This is a genomic window from Bacillus sp. M5A3_1b (genome assembly GCF_053345335.1).
The window spans coordinates 32,886-54,090 of sequence record NZ_JBKEZY010000010.1 but is presented as its reverse complement, the minus strand read 5'-3'; the positions used below and the strand labels follow the sequence as shown (position 1 = coordinate 54,090).

The window sequence follows — 21,205 nt, the reverse complement described above, 5'->3', positions numbered from 1 at the left end:
ACCAATATCAATTTATTTCAAAAGACCATTATCAAACTTATTCATTTACAATTTCTTTCTCTTTTTGTAATACAGGTAACGGTTTTTTCTTCTTTTTTGACATTACCTCTTTATCAGAAATACGTAAAGAAAATAGTAATGCTACGAGTAAAAATATTGCTGATCCAATTAATGCCGCTTGATATGGCAAGAAATCTGAATGAGCATTATGTTGTGCACCGTAATTTACAAAACCAGCTAGTATACTAGCTAAAACAGCAACTCCTATCGCTGAACCTAATCGATTTTGCACATTAAATATAGTAGTTGCTCTCCCCATAGAAGGCGGTGCGATATTGTTAAATGCAGAAAATTGAACTGCTCCAACTGACTGGCCTAAGAAAATACCTATACCAAACAATAATGCCCGTATTTGCCAAGGGTTCGTATCGTGATTTACAAAACTTAATAAAACAAAGATAATCGCCGTACAAATTAACCCGATAGAAATTACCTTACGAGCACCTAATTTCTTATATGACCATGGCACAATCTGTGACGATATCATTAATCCAATTGCCTCTGGGAATGTAGTAAGACCTGATTCCAGTGCGGATGCTCCTATTACATTTTGATACATAAGCGGAAAAACAAATAACATTCCTATTAAACCAGCTGAAGAAAACAATGAAATAAGACTCATTTTTCTAAAGACTGGTTCTTTTAATAAGCGTAAATCTAACATTGGTTGCTTTACTTTAAGTTCTACGATTATAAACAATGTAATGAATACAACCCCAGCTATCCCAGTACTCATAATTTCTGGAGAAATCCACCCTTTTGATGGTCCCTGGCTGAGTGCATATATGAGCATCGCAAATCCTGGTGCTGATAAAATAAAGCCGAGAGAATCAAAGCGACCAGCTGATTTTTCAACATGCTCTGCTAAAAATAGAAGTCCAAATAGCAATGCAACGATTCCAAACGGTAGATTAATATAAAATGCCCAACGCCAAGACATTTGATCTACAAAGAAACCACCGATGATAGGACCAATTGCTGGTGCTACAGCAATTGGAAGTACAATGAACCGGGAAATCTTCGGTCTTTCCTCTGGTGAAAATGTTCGAAATAACATCGCCATTCCGACCGGTGTTAAAAGCCCTCCACCAGCACCTTGAATGATACGGAAAATATTCAATAAAGTAATATCGTTAGCCATTCCGCATAAAGCAGAGGCAATTGTAAATACGAAAAGAGCAATTAAAAATACTCTTTTCGTACCAAATCGATCTCCTAACCAACCAGAAATCGGAAGGAAAACAGCTAAACTAACTAAATACCCAACATTAACCGTCCCCATTGCAGATGGAGGTACTTGTAGTTCTCTACTTATCGTTTGCAGTGCTACATTTACAATCGTTGCGTCCATCGCAGCCATAAACATCGCTGTTATATATACGATGCTTACAACTACTTTTGGATTTATTTTTGCTTTCATTATCGTTTTCCTACTAATATTTTTTCACCAGCTTGATTACTTTTTGGATTCAAATCTGTCCAGTTATTTTCAACATATTGTAAGCAATCGTGCCTGCTAGCTTCTTCATGTACGACATTCCACCCAATAGGTACATCAAGAAAGACAGGCCAGAGAGAATACTGGCCCTCCTCATTTATTAATACTTTATATGTGTAATTATCGTTTTCAAATGGATTCGTCATACTCTACTTACCCCTTTCTTATTCTGCAAATATTTTGCTAATACTTGTCCAATTTCCGTAAGTGGACCTGGCTGACATAAATCTTTATGTCTACAGTCAATATCATGCTGCACAATTTGCCCATCTAAATAATTTAGCCACGTATTTGGAGAAATAGGATCAAACCAGTCTGGTATAACAGTAGATCTAAAGAATAAGATATCTCCGTTATAAACTTTCGGTACATATTTCCCTAACAACCCTACTGAATTTACATATGTTTCTTTCAAGTTCAATATAGTCTCTTCTTCAAGACTTGCTAATGCACTTCCATCTTTACGAAGGATTTCAACTGCACTTTCCATTGTAAGTGGTTTACCATCCATGTTATCTGGGTCATATCCGCCTAAAGCAAGTAATGCGATTAACGCTTCCTCTTCAGTAGGCGCTTCCGTATTCGGTAAGAAGTGTCCAGGATAAGAATCAAGCATAACGAGTAACTCTACTTCTTCCCCTTCATTTTGTAGTTGCGCCGCCATTGCATGCACAACATTTCCTCCAAGCGACCAACCTAATAAACGATATGGTCCATGAGGCTGTACTTCACGAACGTGTTTCAAGTAATCCGCCGCCATCTCCTCTAAACTTTTTGGAAGTTCTTCATTTTTAGCGATACCACGTGCTTGTACACCATAGATTGGATAATCTGTTCCTAAAGATTTCATAAGTCCTGCATAGCACCAACTTAACCCACCTGCTGGATGTACACAAAATAGTGGTAATTGATCCCCGCTTGCTCGTAATGGAAGCAACACATCAAGTGCACTTTGACCATTCCCCATCTCAAGTCTTTCAGCTAACCCTGCAACAGTCGGTGCTGCAAATAAAGTACCAATGTTTAGTTCCACTCCAAGCGCCTCTTTCATGCGGCTCATAAGCTGCACTGCAAGGAGTGAATGGCCACCAAGATCAAAGAATCCGTCATCAATTCCAATTTGAGGTACACTTAGCACTTCTGTAAACAAGTCACATAACATTTCTTCTTGCGGTGTTCTTGGACCACGACTAGAAGATGATGCGATAAATTCTGGAGCTGGCAATGCCTTTCTATCTAATTTACCGTTTGGAGTTAAAGGTAACTCATTTACTACTACAAAAGCGTATGGAACCATATAATCTGGTAAACTATCACTAGCAAACTGACGCATTTCATTCGTATCAATCGCTTCATTATTTGATGAAACGATATAAGAAACTAACCGTTTATCCCCTGGTTGATCTTCCCTTACAATAACGGCTACTTGCTCAACTTTAGGGTGCTTCATTATGACCGCTTCTATTTCTCCTAATTCAATTCGGAATCCACGAATTTTTATTTGATGATCTGCACGTCCTATATAATCTAGCGTCCCATCTTTACGCCAGCGAGCTAAGTCTCCTGTACGATACATTCTTGTACCTGGCTTTCCAAATGGATCTGCGATAAAGCGTTCAGCCGTTAATCCTGCTCTTCCTAAATATCCACGCGCAAGCCCTGCACCTGCAACATACATTTCTCCAACTACTCCAGGTGGCACTGGTTGTAAATAGTTGTCTAACACATACACTTTAAGGTCAGGTATACTGCACCCAATTAAACTATTTGCTCGTAAAGAGACGATAGTTTCATCTAATTCAATATAACTAACATGTACTGTCGTCTCTGTAATACCGTACATATTAATAAGCTTTGGTGCGTTATGAGGATGTCGACTATACCAATCTTCTAAGCGACTTAGCTCAAGTGCTTCTCCTCCAAAAACAACATATCGTAAAGATAATTTTTGGCCAATCTCTTCATTTTCACGATCTGCTTGCATCAATTGATAGAACGCTGATGGAGTTTGGTTTAAAACCGTAACCTTTTCTTTAACAAGAAGCTGTAAAAATTCTTTCGGTGAGCGACTTACAGTATGTGGCACTACAACTAAACGCCCTCCATATAATAAAGGGCCCCAAATTTCCCAAACCGAGAAATCAAAAGCATATGAATGGAACATCGTCCAAACATCTTCTGCGTCAAATTGGAACCAATGATCAGTTGCTCCTAAAAGTCTTACTACGTTTTGATGAGGTATCATAACGCCTTTCGGTCTACCTGTTGAGCCTGACGTATAAATAACGTAAGCAATATGTGAAGGAGATAATGGCTTTATGCGCTCCATTTCATCAATATTATCTTCACTATACTTCTCAATTTCTTTTATTGTCTTCACATCATCAACTAAAATTTTCAGTTCCTCATCACATTCAATTTCCACATCTGAATTTGTTAACACACATGATGGTTTCGCATCGTGGAGCATAAATGAAATACGATCTGACGGATAATCTGGATCTAATGGAAGATAACCTGCTCCCGCTTTCAGAACAGCTAGTAAGCTTACAACCATATTTAAAGATCTCGGCATTGCTAAAGCAACGAGTTGATCAGGACCAACTCCTTTTGCAATTAGCAATCGAGCTATTTTATTCGCTTTTTTATTCAACTCTTCATAAGTTAACTTTTCATCTTCAAAGACGACAGCAATAGAATTCGGATTTATATAAACCTTCTTTTCAAATAATTGTGATAATGTCATTTCTGGTACAATTTGAAAACCACCATTCCACTTTTCTAGCACTGTATTTCTCTCTGCTAATGTTAAAATTTCTAATGTGCCAATTGATTGATCCGGATGTTTCGCTGCATCATCCAATAACAGAATAAATCGTTCTACTAATTGTTGAACCGTTTCACGTTTATACAAATCGGTACTAAACTCTAGTAACCCGTGTAAGCCATCTGGCGTACCATGAACTCCGTTACTCTCGCTAATTTCAAATGTTAGATCAAACTTCGCAGAGCCCACACTTTGGATTTCAAGGTCTGCTTTAATATCCGGAGCATCAAATGTTGCTTGTGGCGTATTTTGGAATGCTAACATAACTTGAAACAGCGGATGACTATTTCGAGTACGTACTGGGTTTAACACTTCAACGAGTCGTTCAAATGGAACATCTTGATTTTCATAAGCTGCAAGATTTGACTGCTTCACTCTATTCAATAATTCTTTAAAACTTGGATTTCCTGATGTATTTGTGCGTAACACTAATGTATTTACAAATAAACCAACTATGTCAGAGAGTGCATCATCGTTTCTTCCAGCAATCGGACTACCGATTGGTATATCAGTACCTGCACCTAATCTTGTAAATAGCGCACTAAGTCCTGCTTGCAACACCATAAACAAACTAACTCCGTTTTTCCGTGCAAGCTCTACTAACCTACTATGCATACCCGCATCTATTTGAAAATGAATTGTTTCTCCGCGATAACTCGTTTCAATTGGACGCTGGTAATCTGTAGGTAACTCCAGCTGATCTGGTAAACCTTCTAGCTCTTTCTTCCAAAACTCTAATTGTGTTGAAATAAGACTCTCTTCTGTAGTTTCATCACCAAGCAACTGTTGTTGCCAAAGTGCATAATCTGCATATTGAACTGGAAGTGTCTCTAGCTGAACTCTGTTACCTTGACATCGCGCTTTATATGCCGCTGTAAAATCTCTCGTTAACGGTTGTAATGACCAGCCATCCCCTACAATATGGTGCAATAGAATTAGTAATACATGTTCGTTTTCATTCACTGTAAATAGTTGCAGACGAACTGCTGGTTCAACATCAAGGTTAAAACTATATCTTACCGCCTCTACAAGCACACTTTCTAATTCATCTTTACATGTTTTTGTTATTATCATTTCTAGATTTAAATTTTCCATATCTAAAATTTTCTGATAGGAACTACCTAATACGTTAGGGAAAATCGTTCTAAGCGTTTCATGTTTCTCAACTACATCATAAAAGGCACCTTGCAATGCTTCCTCGTTCAACTTTCCAGAAATACGAACGACTAATGGAATATTATAAGTAGGACTTGGACCTTCTAAACAATTTAAGAACCATAACCTGCGCTGTGCAAATGAAAGTGGAACTTCATTTGGTCTACTTACTTTCTTAATAGCTGGTCTTGCAGTTTTTGCTTGATCCAATTGTTTCACAAGTTCAGCAACAGTTGGCGATTCAAATAGTTTTCCTATTCCTAATTCAACACTTAACGTTTCACGAATTCTTGCCATTAGACGAGATGCAAGAAGCGAATGGCCACCCATTTCAAAGAAATTATCATCAATGCTAATGCGAGAAACACCAAGTACTTCTGCAAATAAATCACATAATATTTCTTCTTTCGGATTTCTAGCAACTCTCTCCTTGTTCATTTCATTAAAATCAGGAGCAGGTAATTTCTTTCTATTAATCTTACCATTTGGCGTTAATGGTAATTCTTCTAGCACAACAAATGCCGATGGCACCATATAATTTGCTAAACTTTCTGAAACATAAGAACGAATTTCTGAAAGGTTAATCCCTTCACTCCCTTCGACAACGATATACGCAATGATTCGTTTATCATTTGGGCGATCTTCTCGTACCATTACTACCGCTTGTTGAATGTATTCATGTCGTTGTAATACCATTTCAATTTCAGCTAATTCAATTCGGAAACCACGAATTTTAATTTGATGATCTGCGCGGCTCATGTACTCTAACACACCATCGTTACGCCATTTCACAAGATCACCTGTGCGGTACATGCGCTTCCCTGGTTTTCCATAAGGATCTGCAACAAACCGTTCAGCCGTTAACTCTGGTTTTCCTAAATAGCCGTTCGCAAGTCCTTCTCCTGCAATATATAGTTCGCCAATTACTCCAGGCGGTACTGTTTGTAATCCTGCATCTAATACATACACATCTGTACTCCAAATCGGTTTTCCAATAGGGGGTATACCAATTTCATTTTCGTCGATGTTCTTGAAAGTAGACCAAATAGTCGTTTCAGTAGGTCCATATAAGTTTGTAATAGAGCAACCTAATTCTTTTAATATATTTGCTAAATGGGCCGGAAGCGCTTCACCACCAACGAGCACATTTAGCCCTTGTAGCCTTTCTGGATATTCAGTTACTAACGCCTGCCAGAGTGTCGGTGTGGCTTGCATAATTGTGACTCTTTCCTCTTGTAACAATGCCGTTAACACAGAAGGTTCTTGGATTACCTCTTTTTGTGCGATTGTTATACTTGCACCACTAATAAGAGGTAAATAAATTTCTAGAGCTGAAATATCAAACGCAAATGTTGTAACTGCTAATAAATGATCGTTTTCATGTAACGAAAACATATCATCCATGGCCAATAAAAAGTTACTTAAAGCTTTCATAGGAACAATTACACCTTTTGGATTGCCGGTTGAGCCTGAAGTGTAAATTGTATAAGCTGGGTTTAAAAGTGAATCATCATTTCTTAATGGTATATTCATATAAGAATATGTGTTTAACGCTAGTTTCATTTTTTCACTATTTAATTCGATTTTTTTTATATCATTTTCTATAACTAAAGTTGATGCGACCGATGAATGCGTTATAATACAAGCTGGTTTTGCATCATTTACTATATAATTTATTCGCTCAGCTGGATATTCTGGATCTATCGGTAAATACGCTGCACCAGCCTTTAAAACTGCTAGCATACTAACTACCATCTCTATTGACCTTGGAAATACTAAAGCTACAAACTGATTTGGCCCTATTCCTTCTTCTACTAAATAGTGCGCTAGTTCATTCGCCCGTTCATTTAGCTCTTTATACGTAAGGTCTACTCCGTTACACGTAACCGCTATTTTATTTGGATTTTTTTGTACTTGTTTTTCAAATAATAAAGGTAGAGTGATTAGATCCTCAGCTTCCTTAGTTTCATTCCATTCGAATAAAACTTTATGATTTTCTTCTGGAAGAGTAATGTTTATATTTCCAATCGACACGTCTTTTTCATAGTCATTTATCACTAATTCTAATACATTCATAAATCTCTCTTTATGCAATGCTAGTTCCGAATCACTATATACTAACGGATTCCCATCAAAATGAATCATTAACTCATTTTCATCGAAACGTTTATAAACATTTATCGATAAATCATCGACAGGTCCTGCTGATAAATTATGTGTAATACCACGATTCCCAGCAAAATTAAGCCCATAATCAAAAGGCATCACATTCACTAACGGCCCGAATAACCTTTGATTTTCACCTAGTAACTTTAAGTCTCTTCTTAATTCCTCATGACGGTATTTATGATGACGACGTACTTCTCGAATCTCTTTAGAAACTTGCTGTAATAATTCCGCAAGAGTTATATTTGGAGTTACTGTAATACGAAGTGGTACTAAATTCATTACCATGCTCGGTGTATAAATAGATGCAGAACCGAGACGCCCCATCATTGGTAAACCTAAAATAATATCATTTGCACCTGTTAATTTATGCATATAAATACTTGTTACAGCGACAATAAATTCCGGCCAATTTGTTAACGAAACATTGATATCTTCTAGTAAAGTTTTCGTGCTAGAACTGGATAAATAAGCTGTTTCTCGTAAAAATCCATTTGATGTTCTCGGCGCTCGTTTTGCTAAACTTATGACATCCGGTTCATCTGCAAACTTTTCTAACCAAAAAGTACGATCTTCCTGAAATTGTTTAGACTCACGATACTCCATATCTTCTTGTACAACTTTTGCAAGAGAACCAAATGGCTTTTCATTCTTTCTTATTTCTTCTATAAGTGATGTATACTCTTTCGCTACCTTTTGGCTAAGAAGTGAAAATCCATAGCCATCCATCACAATGTGATGGATGCGCTGATACCAAAAGAAACGATTATTTTCAACTTGAATAAGTGCTTCAGTAAATAATTTATCTGTTTTCAAATCGACTGGCATAGATAAATCATTTTTCATCCATATTTTAGCAGTCTCTTCAGGATCTTCTTCTTTACGAACGTCAATAAAATGCATATGAAACTGTAATTCTTCAATAACTTGCCATGGACCAATTTCATCCTCTTCGAAGCGAACATGTAGTATTTCTGCTTCTGTTACAACTTTACGTACTGCTAATTCGAAAATTTCTTGATTAATATTTCCGTTTATTTCAACATATTCCCCAGTATTATAAATCGGATTTAGCGGATCTAATTGCTGTGCAAACCACATACCAGTCTGCGCAGATGATAACGAATGACGAACCTTTTGACTATTAGGCATTCTTTACTACCCCTTTATTATGTAGTCTATTTGTTACAGCACCTGTGCTGTCTGTGAAGATAGTAAACTGTACCAATCGGAAACAGTTGGACGTTCTGCTAAATCTGCAAAAGTTATTTCTTTCCCTTCGCGACGCCACTTCTCTACTAAACTCATAATTCTGACCGAATCAAGTCCTCTATTTAGTAAGTCCTCATCAATATCAATACTCTCTACTGGCTCACGAAGTAGTTGTGCAACTAGTTCATGCACTTCCTGTAAAGTGATTCCTTCACTCTCATCACTTTTTACACTTTGTAAATCTTTTAACAGTAAGTTTGTTGATGTCGTTACTGCACATCTATTAGATGCATACTCCAATGCTTGTTTATGATGGTCTATTGAAAAATCAGCAACTGCATCTGCTACAAAAAATGGCTCTATACCATCCATAAATGCTTCGCAAGCTGTTAAAAGGCAGCCGATATGCGCATAAATACCGCAAATAATAAGTTGATCTCTTCCCTGTTCATTTAAAATTCCTAATAGATTTGTCTTTTTAAATGCACTATATCTCCATTTTGTTAAGAATATATCATCCTCATCAGGAGTAAGTTCACCGACAATTTTCTTTTTATCTGGTCCAGCAGGAATACCGTCACCCCAGAAGTCTTGTAATAATCCACGTTGTTCTAACGTTTGTCCACCTGGTTGTGCTGTATAAACAACTGGTATACCAAGTTCCTTACATTTTTCTCTTATCACCTTAATATTTGAAATAAGTTCTACTTTTGGTGATTCTTTATCGCTATATGCATCAAGAAAATATTCTTGCATGTCATGGATTAGAAGAACCGCACGTTTCGGATCTGGTGTCCAGTTCACTTTATTTTTTGGTAGTTCTGATTCAACTGGCATTTTGTATACTGAAATAGATGGAATAGCCATCTAATCACTTCCTTCCAATTTTTATATTTTATATTGTTTTACCGTAATAAGTTTTTCCGTAATGACTTTACGTAACTCTTTTTTGCTTACCTTTCCAACACCTGTTTGCGGGAATGAATCAATAAATTCAATTCGATCTGGAATCTTATAAGCCGCTATACCCCGTTCTCTTAAAAACATTTTTAATTCACTTACTGTCGGAGCTTGTCCACGAGCTATTACAAACGCACAAGTACGTTCTCCTAAATAATCATCAGGCATTGATACGATGGCTACATCATGTACTGCATCATGTGCTAATAAATGATTTTCAACTTCTTCCGCAGCAACTTTCTCACCACCACGGTTAATTTGATCTTTATCCCTACCTTCTACAATGATGTAACCTTGTTCATTTACTTTTACAAGATCACCTGTGCGATAAAATCCATCCTTTGTAAATGATCGTGCATTATGCTCTTCTGCTTTATAATAGCCACGAATTGTATAGGGCCCTCTTGTTAATAAACTACCTACTTCACCAGGTTTTACATCGTTATCATTTTCATCAACGACCCGTACTTCATCGAATGTAGACATCGGTCTACCTTGTGTATGAATAATGATTTCTTCCGGATCATTTAATCTCGTGTAATTTACTAACCCTTCTGCCATACCGAACACTTGCTGTAACGTACATCCAAATGTAGGGCGAATACGCTTTGCAACTTCGGCACTAAATTTCGCACCACCTACTTGAATCACTTCTAGGCTCGATAAATCGTTATTACGGGAAGATGCAGCATCAAGCCAAATCATTGCTAATGGTGGAACGAGCGCTGTAATCGTTACTTTTTCTTTTTCTATAAGAGCAAATGCCTCATCTGGACTCCCTCCAGTTGCTAACACTACTTTTCCACCCGCATAGAAAGTTCCAAATGTCCCTGGAGAACTCATCGGGTAATTGTGCGCTACTGGAAGAACTGCCATATAGACACTTTCTGCATTTAAATTACAAATTTCAGCGCTAACACGTAAACTATAAATATAGTCATCGTGTGTTCTAGGAATTAATTTAGAAAGTCCTGTTGTCCCTCCTGATAATTGGAGAAACGCAACATCACTTGGCTGAACTGCTGGTAATGGAACGGGATCTATATACAGATCACTTATGTTCACAAACTCTTCTTCTTCTCCCACTACAATTACATGTTGTAAAGTTGGTACTTTCTCTTTCACTTCTCTTGCTAGTTTTCGATAATCAAAGCCGAGAGCCTTATCTGAAATAACGTAAGCACTCGCCTCACCAAACTCACAAAAATAACTAATTTCACTGCTTCGATGTGAAGGTAGTGCAAAAACAGGAAGTGCTCCAATTCGAAATAGCGCAAAGCATATTTCGAAAAACTCGATAATGTTGGGTAACTGTATTACAACCCGGTCCTCTTGCTTTATTCCTAAATTCAGTAAACCTGAAGCTAAGCAATCTACTTTTTTATCAAGCTCACTATACGTCATATGCATATTACCACTTACAACTGCAATTTCATCTCCATACTTTTCAGCACGTTCTCTTAACATCGAACCAAATGTTTCTCCAAGCCAACATCCTTCTTCTCGATAACGATTTGCAAATTCTTCTGGCCATTCCGTGAAACCTGATAACATTATTTCTTCCCCCTATTTTTCATTCAGCGAATTATCTCTTAATCCTAAAGCCTTCAGCATTGTTTGGAACTTAGCTGATGTTTCTGCTAACTCATCTTCTGGTTTTGACTCAGCAACAACTCCTGCTCCTGCATATAAACGAAGTGTATTTTCTTGCACTTCAGCACAGCGAATTGTAACAATCCATTCACCATCTCCATTTAAATCACTCCATCCTAGCATTCCTGTAAAGAATTCACGGTCAAATGGCTCAATTTTTTGAATCGCCTCTCTCGCTTCTTCCATCGGTGTTCCGCAAACTGCTGGCGTAGGATGAAGAGCAATTGCTAATTCCAAAGAAGTAGTATTCGGATCCTTTAGTTCACCTTTCACTTCAGTAGACAAATGCCACATCGCTTCACTATGAATAACGGATGGTTTTTCCGGAACATGTAATGTATGACAGTATGGACGAAGCGCAGCAGCAACCGCTTCCACTACTACCGCATGTTCATGTAAATCTTTCGGAGAAGAAAGTAATTCCTCTGCTCTTCTCTTATCTTCTACTGGATCATCACTACGTGGTCTTGAACCAGCTAACGGATTAGAAATAACTTGCATACCATTACGTGAAACGAGTAATTCAGGACTTGCTCCAATTAATGTTTTATTACACTCGTTTTCATCTTCCGGTAAATTCACAGCAAATGTATAACCACGCTTATTATGCTCTGCTAATTCTCGAAGAAGTTTTTGCTTATCAATCTTTTCGGAAGATTCAACATCTAACGATCTGGATAGAACGATTTTCTTTAAATCGCCGTCCTGTATTTTTTTAATCCCTTGCTTTACACCATTCATATAAACTTCAGGATCTGGTACAGGCGTCATTTCAAATGCCAGTTTCTCATTTCGTTTTATCTCATTTGTTGTCTCTAACTGTAAACGCTCAGTAATTCTACTATGTTCTGGTACGATAAGTTGAACTTCTTTTCTACGATCAAAAGGCAAAGCACCAACAACGATAGGATTCGGATTTCCAGCTTGTTTTGCATTACGTAATACCGCTTGTACAAGTTCTGTAAAACTTTCAATATCATGATGTTTTACTGTAGTAAACTCTCCTTCTGTCAATATCGTTCGAGTTGGTGAAGCAAAAAAGAACGAAGATTCAGTTTTATAATCTTCTAATAATTTTTCCGACAGTTCCTTTACGGCTATAAGTTCATTCATAGTATTAAAACCTCCTGAATTTTTTATTAAACTCCTAATGTAGCTCCGCCATCGACACATAAATTGTGCATTGTAATATGACTCGCTTTATCAGAGGCTAAAAACAATACTGCTTCAGCAATTTCTGAAGGTTGTGCAATTTTTTGTAACGGAATACCGAGTCTATATGTATTTTGAGAACCAACAATTATATTTTCAGCTCCATTCTCATCAGCCCATAATAATCTTTGCATTTCAGTTTCAGTAGAACCTGGAGAAACTAAGTTACAGCGAATATTGTATGCTGCAAGTTCTAACCCTAAACATTTCATAAACATCGTCGTTGCAGCTTTTGATGCAACATACGCAGCCATCTCCATTCTCGGAGTATTTGCCGCATTTGAGCCAACTGTAACAATTGCCCCTGACTTTCTTTGCATCATATATTTACTTACTGCTCGGCACATATAGAAAACTCCTGTAGAATTTACAGAGAATGTTTTATTCCAATCTTCATCACTTAAAGAGTGAATCGCTCCCATACGTAAAACCCCTGCAACATTTACTAATATATCTATCGGTGCTATATCATTTTCAATCCGTTCTACTACTTCTTCAACAGCGGCACTATCACTCACATCTAAACGAAACGTTTTCACACGTGTTTCATTTAATTCATTTTGATTTAAGAGTACGTTTAACCCCTCTTCAGTTTGATCAGCCCCAATAACTGTAGCTCCTCTTTCTAAAAACATGTTTGCTACAACACTACCTATACCTTGCGCTGCACCAGTTACTAAAACCGTTTTCCCATCAAATTCCCCTATGTTCATTTCCTCTATCCTTTCATATAAAAATTAATCCAGTTTAACATCATCAATGATAACGATTTTCATTATCATTGATGATGTAAAAAATAATACACTTACTAAACTAATTGGTCAAGTGTACTTTTCATCAAAATATTATTCATTGATAATGTTTTTCATTTAGCATTCTTACACCGAAATGATAATCTTTCTCAACGAACTTGTCAACCTATTTTTATTTTTCAGATAAAATATTTTATTGATTCTCAATAAAATTACATCTAAAAGCATTAATAAGTACTTACATTACACATTTAATTCATATTCCTCTTTTTAAACTTGTAGAAGACTAACTGTAGATACCTTCATTTACAAAGCCTTATCAAAAACTCAAGTGTATATTTTCTCAACATTTTTCTGAAAATACCGAGAAAATATATCTTGCAATTATTGATGTATGTCTTGTTTATATTTTAAGATTTAATACGTATTTCGGATATAATGTATCATTTTTAATATTCCAATATAATCCAATTGGGTATTTCACTCGCTTTTTTGTCTCGAAAATCCCAAAGATTATATAACCTCCTTGCAATCATTCATAAAAAAAGCACCCTATTTAATAGGATGCTTTTTCGTATTTATAGTGTGATAGAAGATTTATATACTTATGCTACGCTACTATACTCTTCTTCTTGTTCTTTTTTCTGCTTAGGTGCTTGAATTAAAATTGCGATAACAAATGATACGACACATAATACACCGATTACCATGAAGGTTGGTTTGAATCCACCTAGAAGTGCACCGATAAAGGAACCTGCAAGTGCTCCAAATCCAAATCCTTGATACACAATCCCGTAGTTCTTACTATGGTTTTTCATACCGTAGAAATCACCAACGATAGCTGGGAAAATAGTGATATTTCCACCAAAGCAAAACGCTACGCTTGCTACACATACGAAGTAGATACCATAATTTAAATCTACGAAACTTAAAACCAAGACTGAAGCTGCCATAACAACAAATGTACCAGTAACGATTTTTAAACGGCCGATTTTATCTGATAACGGTCCTAAAATAATACGACCTAATGTATTGAAGATTGCAACCATAGCCACCGCATTAGCTGCTGTCGCTGCGCTAAGCCCTACAAGTTGAACACCAATGTCTTTTACCATACCAATTAAGTATAAGCCACTCATACATGATGTAAATAACATAATAAATAATAAGTATACTTGTTTTGTGCCTAACATTTCTTTCGTTGTATATTCCTGAGTTTTTGTTTCATGAACTGCTCCTTGATCTGCAGCTTGATGGATTAAACAAGCGCCAATTACAATCATAGCTGTAACAATTAAACCCCAGTATATAAACGCTTGTGATACACCAACTGATTCAATTAACTGTGCGTTAACATATTTAAAGATTAAGCTACCCGAACCATATGCAGAGACAGAAATACCAGCAATTAAACCTTTACGCTTTGGAAACCACTTTATTAAATTGGATAGTGAAGTGATATATGCTGTACCATCTGCATAACCTACAACAACCCCTGCTAGTACATAAAGCAATATTAATGAGGAAGCTTGTGAACTAAGTATTAATCCTAGTCCTAATGCTAGTCCAGCTATCATAATAAGTTTACGAAGTCCCCATTTTTCTTGCAATTTACTCGCAAATAAAGTCGAAAACGCTAAGGAAAGACTAGTAATTGAGAAAGTTATAGCAACTGCGTTAAGACTCCAACCGTATTTACTAACTAAAGGCTGATTAAATAAACTCCATGTATATATCGTTCCAAGTCCCATTTGTACGATGACTGTACCAAGGACAACAAGCCATGGATTAACATTTGATTTTTTCATACCTTTCCGCCTCCTCTTTCTATTTCAATGCTATTCGCTAAATTTTCTTTTTTTATGTTCATTTTGACCACCTCTTTTGATTTAACACCTTCATTGTATAAGATGTTACCGATTATGTAAGCACTTACAAGATAGAGCGTCAAAAATATGGAATCAGTTACAGAAAACGAAGGACGAAATACAAAAAACGAATTATTAAATACGTAAATAGCTATTATTATGTTTTGCATTCATACGACTTACAGCTGTTTTATCATCTTTTTTTATAAAAATTATGTCTCAAGTTTTATCATAACTAGATTACAAAATTTTGATTTTCCTATACAACCAAAAAAACTATTTTTATACTACGATGCACTTTATTTTTTATAAAATAAAAAATATTTTATTGATAAACAAAACTAAATATTCACTAATATATCTATACGTGGTTTAATATATATAATAAAAAAATATTTCTGTCTTTAATAAGGAGGTACTATGAAAGCAAACGTAGGGGATACTATACTTTTTCAACGAAATAATTTAAAGATTACAGGATCTGTATTAAAACTTTATACTGAATCGGTCTTAGTTGAAATTACAAATGTAAGCGGTGGTACTTTTGAATTTGATCGAACGATTGTAAATCATAAAAACTATAAAATTTTAAATACGAATACATAAAACAACAAAAAATAGCCCCTGCTCACCAGCAGCGGCTATTTTATATGAAAATACTTCATTAGTTTATATATCCTAAAACACTTACAATCTTACTCGCTTTTAAATTATTAATATGATAATAAATTTCTAAGCCCCTTCTCTCAGCTCGTAACACTTTACCTTTCATTTTTGATAAATGTTGCGAAACAGTCGATTGTGGAATATTTAGTAATTCTGTTAATTGTGTTACATTACAAGTTTTTCTCGTACTTAATTCATTTACAATTTGTAATCGGATTGGGTGAGCCATAATTTTTAAAATATCTACATCTTCTTCTGAAACTAAACTTTTTCTCATTTCACTCGTATATGTTGTCATAAGACATTCCCCTTTTATATGAATTTCTCTTATTTATATCTATTTCCAAAATATTTAAAACTCCGATGTGAAACCTTTATATAAAAATAATAGAATTTTAAATGTTTAAAAACAGAACGAAATACAATTCACTTTATTTATTTGGTACATATACATAATACAATGTTAATATGTGCTCTATGTGAAGTTAGCATATATTTATAATGAAGATTTTTCAAGCAATTCACATCTAACTATATACTTCCTCATAATACTATCCAGTGATTTTAACATATTTTAGGCATTTGTATATACTATCTACAAAATAAATGTTGTTTAGGAGGAATTCAAATGCCAACAATGTTACAAGAAGAAGTTGAAGAAGCACGCGAAACATATGTCAGTCGTATCATTTTGGTCGGTGGATCAGCTTTATTTTTAGTCGGTGGTGTTATCTCGGCAATTTCGGCCTTTAAGACTTATAATCGATTGGAAAATACACCGCCTTCTACAGATAACTCCTAAGTGAATTATTTAATTTTGAATCACAAATAAATGCCGTCTCTAAAAAGAGGCGGCATTTGTTTTATCATAAGTTCTTTACTAGAAGATCACAAACAATACTTTGAATTACACTTGAACTTACTTCACCACAAAACGAGTCTGACTACACCCATCCTTCTGCTTCGTTACTTCTAATACAGCTGGCATTGCGTTTTTCAGTTCTTGAACGTGTGAAATGACACCGATAAATCGGCCTGATTTTTGTAAGTCAATTAAGGCGTCAACTGCTTTTGTTAATGACTCCTCATCTAATGAACCAAAACCTTCGTCGATAAACATCGTTTCGATGGAAATACCGCCTTCATACGATTGAATGACGTCTGCCATTCCAAGCGCTAAGCAAAGCGATGCATTAAATTTCTCACCACCAGATAATGTTTTTACATCGCGTGTTTGGCCCGTATATGCGTCGTATACATCTAATCCTAATCCACTTTGACGATTTCGCTTTTCAACTCGTTCACTTCGTTTTAAATAAAATTGTCCATTTGATAATTTACGTAATCGTTCGTTTGCAATTTGAACAATTTGTTCTAAATACTCTATTAAGATGTAACGTTCAAATGATATACGGCTTTCGTTATCACCTTTCATTACTTCATATAAATCAACAAGTTCTTGGAACGCTTTTTCTTCCTCATGAATTTGCTCATCAATACGTCTAATGTTTTCATGTAAATCAGAAATATACGTTACCGCAGTTTGCGCACGTTGGCGTTTTTCTTTTATTATATCGAGATTAATTTGTAATTCTGTTATGTGTTCACCTAACGCCGTAATATCCATGTACTCTTTATCTTTTAATTCAGCATGTAACTCTTCAATTTGTTTTGTAAGCACTTCAAGAGATGAATAATAACTTTGGATTTCTTTTTGTAACATCTCCATTTCAATATCACTTAATTTAGCTTCTTTATACGTAATTTGATCGGTAAATCCGCTCTGCTCAAGCTCTTTCATAAAGCGCGTAAACGTCTCTTCTTTCTTCAATTTTGTACTTTCAAATTGATTAGAAGCACTTTCCTGTTCTGCTTGAATACGTATATTTTCATTTTGCCAATGTTGATACGCTTCCTGCACTTTCTTCCATTCGTCCTCCATTAATTTGAGTTCATGCATAGCTTGGTCAAACTGGACTTTCCAAGCTTGGACTGTTTGTAAGTTTTCAGGAATATTTTTCTTATCATGTTCATATGACGTACGAAGTTGCATACACTCCATTTCTATACGGTGCTGTACTGTTTCTACCTCACGCTTTTGTTTCTGAAGTGCATCTACTTTTTCTTCTACACTCTTTATATTCACAGCAGTTTGCTTACGCGTTTCTTCACTCGCTTTTAGCGTATTTACTTCAGTTGCTAATTGTTTTCCTTTTTGAACAAGTGCACTGTATGTTTCAACTAATTCCTCTGAGCGATAGCCTCGCTTCTTAACCTCCCCTATTACCTGTTCATATTGTAGATGATAGAAATTCCATTTCTCCTCTAATTGAACATGTAATTTTTCAGCAATATTCTTCTTATCTCTTAAATCATTTAACTCTTTTTCATCGATCGCATCACTTTGCTCTGTAGCTTTTTTCGGATGGTTCGTACTACCACATACTGGACAAGATTCGCCATCATGTAGATGAAGAGCTAATATACCAGCTTGTTCACTTAACCAGCGACGTTCCATATTTTCATATGCGTTAACTGCCAATCGCATCTTATTATATGCCGCTTCTTTTTCTTTCTCGAATTTTTGCTTTTCTTGCCATACATCATATGCTTGCTTTAAAACTTTTGCATCTTCTCGCATATTCGTTAGTTCTTCTACTTTATCTACATATTGTTCAAGTGCTCGTTCTAATTGCTGTAATTCATCAGACATTAGCTGTTTTTGATTTGTATGCTCTTCTAATTGTCGATCTAAGTTTTGCATACTTTCTTTTAATTTTCCTATTTGAATTTCTGCATTTTGTAAATTCAACTGTTTCTCAGCTAATGATGCAATAATCGGTTGTAACTCTTCTAATCTTTGAACAAGTTTTTTTGCATTTTCTCTCTCAGGTTCTTTATTCTTTACCGCTTCATATTTCTCCTGAGCAAGTTCAAAGCTTTTCGTTACATTTTCTTTTTTAGCGATTATTTGTTTTAATAAACTTTCAGCCTTCTGCTCATTTTGCATTGCTTCTTCGTACCATTGTTCAAATGGTAATAAGCGCTTCGCCTCTTCCGCACGTTTAAAAGATTTTTCTTTCATTTCAATAACTGTACGATTTTCTTGTAAAGTGTTATATTTCTCATTCTTTTGTTGTAAATCTATAAATTTCTCATTTATGGATTTCGCTGCATGAAAACGTGTTTCAGCATCCTTTAATTGCTTCGTTTGAACATCTTGTTCTACTTGTAATTGCTCCACCTCTGCCTTATACACATCTGTTTCTTGTTCTAATGCTTCTACTACTTGATGCGTGTTTACATGTTCTTGTTCCACCAATGTCTCTAATAATGCTCCATCGCGGATTGGTAATTTGAAAACATTACGGAAGTATAGCTCTCGCTCTTTCTGTTTTTCTTGTAAAACGTCTTTCCATTGTTTTCGTTTTTGATCAAGTAACTCACGCATTAACTTATAACGATCCGTTTTAAAAATGCGACGTAAAATTTCTTCTTTGTTTTCTGTCTCAGATGTTAATAGTTTTCGGAATTCCCCTTGTGGTAACATAACAATTTGGCTAAATTGATGTTTACTTAAACCAATTAAATCTTCCACTTTTTTATTTACATCCGTTACATGGAAACGATCAACAGCTGGAACATTCTCTTCATCAATCACTTCATATAGTTCTACTGCATGTCCCGTAATTGTCTTGTTCCCTTGTTTTTTATGTCCAAGTTGTCGTTTTATTTCATAACGTTTCCCTTTTAACTGAAAGGTTAGTTCTACACTTGTATACATATTATCATCAGCAAATTGACTGCGAAGCATGCTCGTATCACTACGTTCTTCTCCGCTTGCCTCACCATATAACACATAACAAATCGCATCAAAAATCGTTGTCTTTCCAGCTCCTGTATTCCCAGAAATGGCGAAAATACGATGATCTCCAAGATCGTTAAAATCGATTACTTCTTTCTGTTTATATGGCCCAAATGCTGTCATAATTAGCTGAATCGGTCTCATCCTCGTTCACCTTCCCGTTCTTGCACTGTTTGTAGTACTTCTACAAATAGACGTTCTTTATCTTCTGATAAATCTAAGCCTTTCATTTCTTTATAAAAAGCCTTTAATAACGATAAATCATCTGTTTTATGTCTTGAAACAGTTACTTCATTTGACTCTGTGAACTCTCGTCTTTGAATAGATCTTTCAACATGCATTGCATTTGGATATACAGATCGTATTTTTTCCATTGGCTGCAAGACAGGATTTTCATCTAATAATTTTACAAACACGTAATCTTCACTTACTGGATGTTGTAATAATTCATCTATTTTCGCTTCTACTGTTCGCATTTTACGACGTGGTGCAAGTAACCTTTTTTCAATTGTTGCTTCACCTTGCTCGTCCAGTTCCACAATATAATATCCTTTTTTATGTTTTTCTTCAGAAATAGAATATGCAAGTGGAGAACCTGAATATCGAATTGTCTCATTACGTACAAAATGCGCTTGATGTAAATGTCCAAGCGCTGTGTAATGAAACTTATCAAAATAATGACTATTTACGTATTCAGCACCACCAATTGAAAGTGGTCGTTCTGCATCACTTGTATTCTCTTCCGCTTCTCCCGCAGAAGTTACAAATGCATGACCAACAAATACGTGTCTTGCTTCTTTATCCATTGTTTCAGAAAGCTCATTCATAAAAATACGCATCGCATCATCATGAGAACGTACATCTTCGTTTTTCAAAACATGTCTAACTATGCTTGGATCCGCATATGGAACGAGATGGAAGTGAACCTCGCCATATTCATCATTTAATATAATTGGCTCATATGGAAATTGAAATTGTCCCACAATAAATAATCCTTGTTTCTTCATTAAACTACTTCCAAAATGAATACGATCTGGACTATCATGGTTTCCTGCAACCGCAATAACTGGTGTTTGTAAATCAATCACTATTTTTTGTAAAACATCATTTAATAAGTCTACTGCTTCCGTAGGTGGAATTGCTCGGTCATATAAATCCCCTGCAATAATTACGGCATCTGGTTTTTCTTCTTCAACAGCTTGTACAAACTGATCTAATACAATCTTTTGATCTTCAGTCATATACACGCCATGAACGAGCTTTCCTAAATGCCAATCCGCTGTATGAAATAACTTCATAGTTTCCTGCTCC

At 35.7% G+C, this 21,205-nt stretch carries 13 protein-coding genes; 2 read left to right on the top strand and 11 right to left on the bottom strand.

The annotated features are described in order from the left end of the window. Positions 1-37 precede the first annotated feature (37 nt). From ACLBWW_RS22890 to ACLBWW_RS22855, 8 genes are all read right to left on the bottom strand, one after another. Positions 38-1,480: an MDR family MFS transporter gene (locus ACLBWW_RS22890; protein WP_107134671.1), complete on the bottom strand. Its 1,443-nt coding sequence runs from the start codon at positions 1,478-1,480 to the stop codon at positions 38-40. Further along, on the bottom strand, positions 1,480-1,704 hold the full coding sequence (locus tag ACLBWW_RS22885; RefSeq protein ID WP_048546681.1) for an MbtH family protein: 225 nt from the start codon (positions 1,702-1,704) through the stop codon (positions 1,480-1,482). Before ACLBWW_RS22885 ends, ACLBWW_RS22890 begins: the two co-directional genes overlap by 1 nt. Further along, positions 1,701-8,858: an amino acid adenylation domain-containing protein gene (locus tag ACLBWW_RS22880; protein ID WP_447614257.1), complete on the bottom strand. Its 7,158-nt coding sequence runs from the start codon at positions 8,856-8,858 to the stop codon at positions 1,701-1,703. The genes ACLBWW_RS22885 and ACLBWW_RS22880 overlap by 4 nt, the downstream gene beginning before the upstream one ends. A gap of 33 nt (positions 8,859-8,891) precedes the next feature. After that, a complete protein-coding gene (locus ACLBWW_RS22875; protein WP_048546679.1) occupies positions 8,892-9,785 on the bottom strand; it encodes an isochorismatase family protein in 894 nt (297 codons plus the stop codon). A 21-nt stretch (positions 9,786-9,806) separates the two neighbouring features. Next, positions 9,807-11,432, bottom strand: a complete 1,626-nt coding sequence (locus ACLBWW_RS22870) for a (2,3-dihydroxybenzoyl)adenylate synthase (protein ID WP_098123719.1) — start codon at positions 11,430-11,432, stop codon at positions 9,807-9,809. A gap of 12 nt (positions 11,433-11,444) precedes the next feature. Then, positions 11,445-12,644, bottom strand: coding sequence for an isochorismate synthase DhbC (dhbC, locus tag ACLBWW_RS22865; protein ID WP_048546677.1), 1,200 nt, complete (start codon positions 12,642-12,644; stop codon positions 11,445-11,447). A gap of 26 nt (positions 12,645-12,670) precedes the next feature. Next, a complete protein-coding gene (gene dhbA, locus ACLBWW_RS22860) occupies positions 12,671-13,456 on the bottom strand; it encodes a 2,3-dihydro-2,3-dihydroxybenzoate dehydrogenase (protein WP_048546674.1) in 786 nt (261 codons plus the stop codon). A gap of 644 nt (positions 13,457-14,100) precedes the next feature. Further along, the gene (locus ACLBWW_RS22855) at positions 14,101-15,303 is read right to left on the bottom strand and encodes an L-lactate MFS transporter (protein ID WP_048546673.1); all 1,203 of its coding nucleotides are present in this window, start codon (positions 15,301-15,303) and stop codon (positions 14,101-14,103) included. A 480-nt stretch (positions 15,304-15,783) separates the two neighbouring features. Here ACLBWW_RS22855 and ACLBWW_RS22850 point away from each other — a divergent pair, with 480 nt between their 5' ends. Next, positions 15,784-15,969, top strand: coding sequence for a YkvS family protein (locus tag ACLBWW_RS22850; RefSeq protein ID WP_000646791.1), 186 nt, complete (start codon positions 15,784-15,786; stop codon positions 15,967-15,969). Between the two features lie 58 nt (positions 15,970-16,027). Here the strand turns inward: ACLBWW_RS22850 and ACLBWW_RS22845 are convergent, their stop codons facing one another. Further along, positions 16,028-16,327 carry an ArsR/SmtB family transcription factor gene (locus ACLBWW_RS22845; protein WP_000214798.1) on the bottom strand — a complete coding sequence of 100 codons (300 nt, stop codon included), beginning with the start codon at positions 16,325-16,327 and terminating at the stop codon, positions 16,028-16,030. A 330-nt stretch (positions 16,328-16,657) separates the two neighbouring features. Here ACLBWW_RS22845 and ACLBWW_RS22840 point away from each other — a divergent pair, with 330 nt between their 5' ends. After that, positions 16,658-16,831, top strand: a complete 174-nt coding sequence (locus ACLBWW_RS22840) for a hypothetical protein (RefSeq protein WP_001142748.1) — start codon at positions 16,658-16,660, stop codon at positions 16,829-16,831. 117 nt (positions 16,832-16,948) lie between these two features. Here the strand turns inward: ACLBWW_RS22840 and ACLBWW_RS22835 are convergent, their stop codons facing one another. After that, positions 16,949-20,038 (bottom strand): AAA family ATPase, encoded by a 3,090-nt coding sequence (locus ACLBWW_RS22835; RefSeq protein ID WP_447614256.1) that lies wholly within the window; start codon positions 20,036-20,038, stop codon positions 16,949-16,951. Continuing rightward, entirely contained in the window at positions 20,035-21,192 is a 1,158-nt protein-coding gene (locus ACLBWW_RS22830; protein WP_048546668.1) for an exonuclease SbcCD subunit D, read from the bottom strand. Before ACLBWW_RS22830 ends, ACLBWW_RS22835 begins: the two co-directional genes overlap by 4 nt. Between the last annotated feature and the right edge of the window lie 13 nt (positions 21,193-21,205).

Bases quoted from the DNA above. Each gene is read 5' to 3' on its own strand.
- ACLBWW_RS22830 (WP_048546668.1), bottom strand. From the start codon at position 21,192: ATGAAGTTATTTCATACAGCGGATTGGCATTTAGGAAAGCTCGTTCAT.
- ACLBWW_RS22890 (WP_107134671.1), bottom strand. From the start codon at position 1,480: ATGAAAGCAAAAATAAATCCAAAAGTAGTTGTAAGCATCGTATATATA.
- ACLBWW_RS22840 (WP_001142748.1), top strand. From the start codon at position 16,658: ATGCCAACAATGTTACAAGAAGAAGTTGAAGAAGCACGCGAAACATAT.
- ACLBWW_RS22885 (WP_048546681.1), bottom strand. From the start codon at position 1,704: ATGACGAATCCATTTGAAAACGATAATTACACATATAAAGTATTAATA.
- dhbA (WP_048546674.1), bottom strand. From the start codon at position 13,456: ATGAACATAGGGGAATTTGATGGGAAAACGGTTTTAGTAACTGGTGCA.
- dhbC (WP_048546677.1), bottom strand. From the start codon at position 12,644: ATGAATGAACTTATAGCCGTAAAGGAACTGTCGGAAAAATTATTAGAA.
- ACLBWW_RS22835 (WP_447614256.1), bottom strand. From the start codon at position 20,038: ATGAGACCGATTCAGCTAATTATGACAGCATTTGGGCCATATAAACAG.
- ACLBWW_RS22845 (WP_000214798.1), bottom strand. From the start codon at position 16,327: ATGACAACATATACGAGTGAAATGAGAAAAAGTTTAGTTTCAGAAGAA.
- ACLBWW_RS22875 (WP_048546679.1), bottom strand. From the start codon at position 9,785: ATGGCTATTCCATCTATTTCAGTATACAAAATGCCAGTTGAATCAGAA.
- ACLBWW_RS22870 (WP_098123719.1), bottom strand. From the start codon at position 11,432: ATGTTATCAGGTTTCACGGAATGGCCAGAAGAATTTGCAAATCGTTAT.
- ACLBWW_RS22850 (WP_000646791.1), top strand. From the start codon at position 15,784: ATGAAAGCAAACGTAGGGGATACTATACTTTTTCAACGAAATAATTTA.
- ACLBWW_RS22880 (WP_447614257.1), bottom strand. From the start codon at position 8,858: ATGCCTAATAGTCAAAAGGTTCGTCATTCGTTATCATCTGCGCAGACT.
- ACLBWW_RS22855 (WP_048546673.1), bottom strand. From the start codon at position 15,303: ATGAAAAAATCAAATGTTAATCCATGGCTTGTTGTCCTTGGTACAGTC.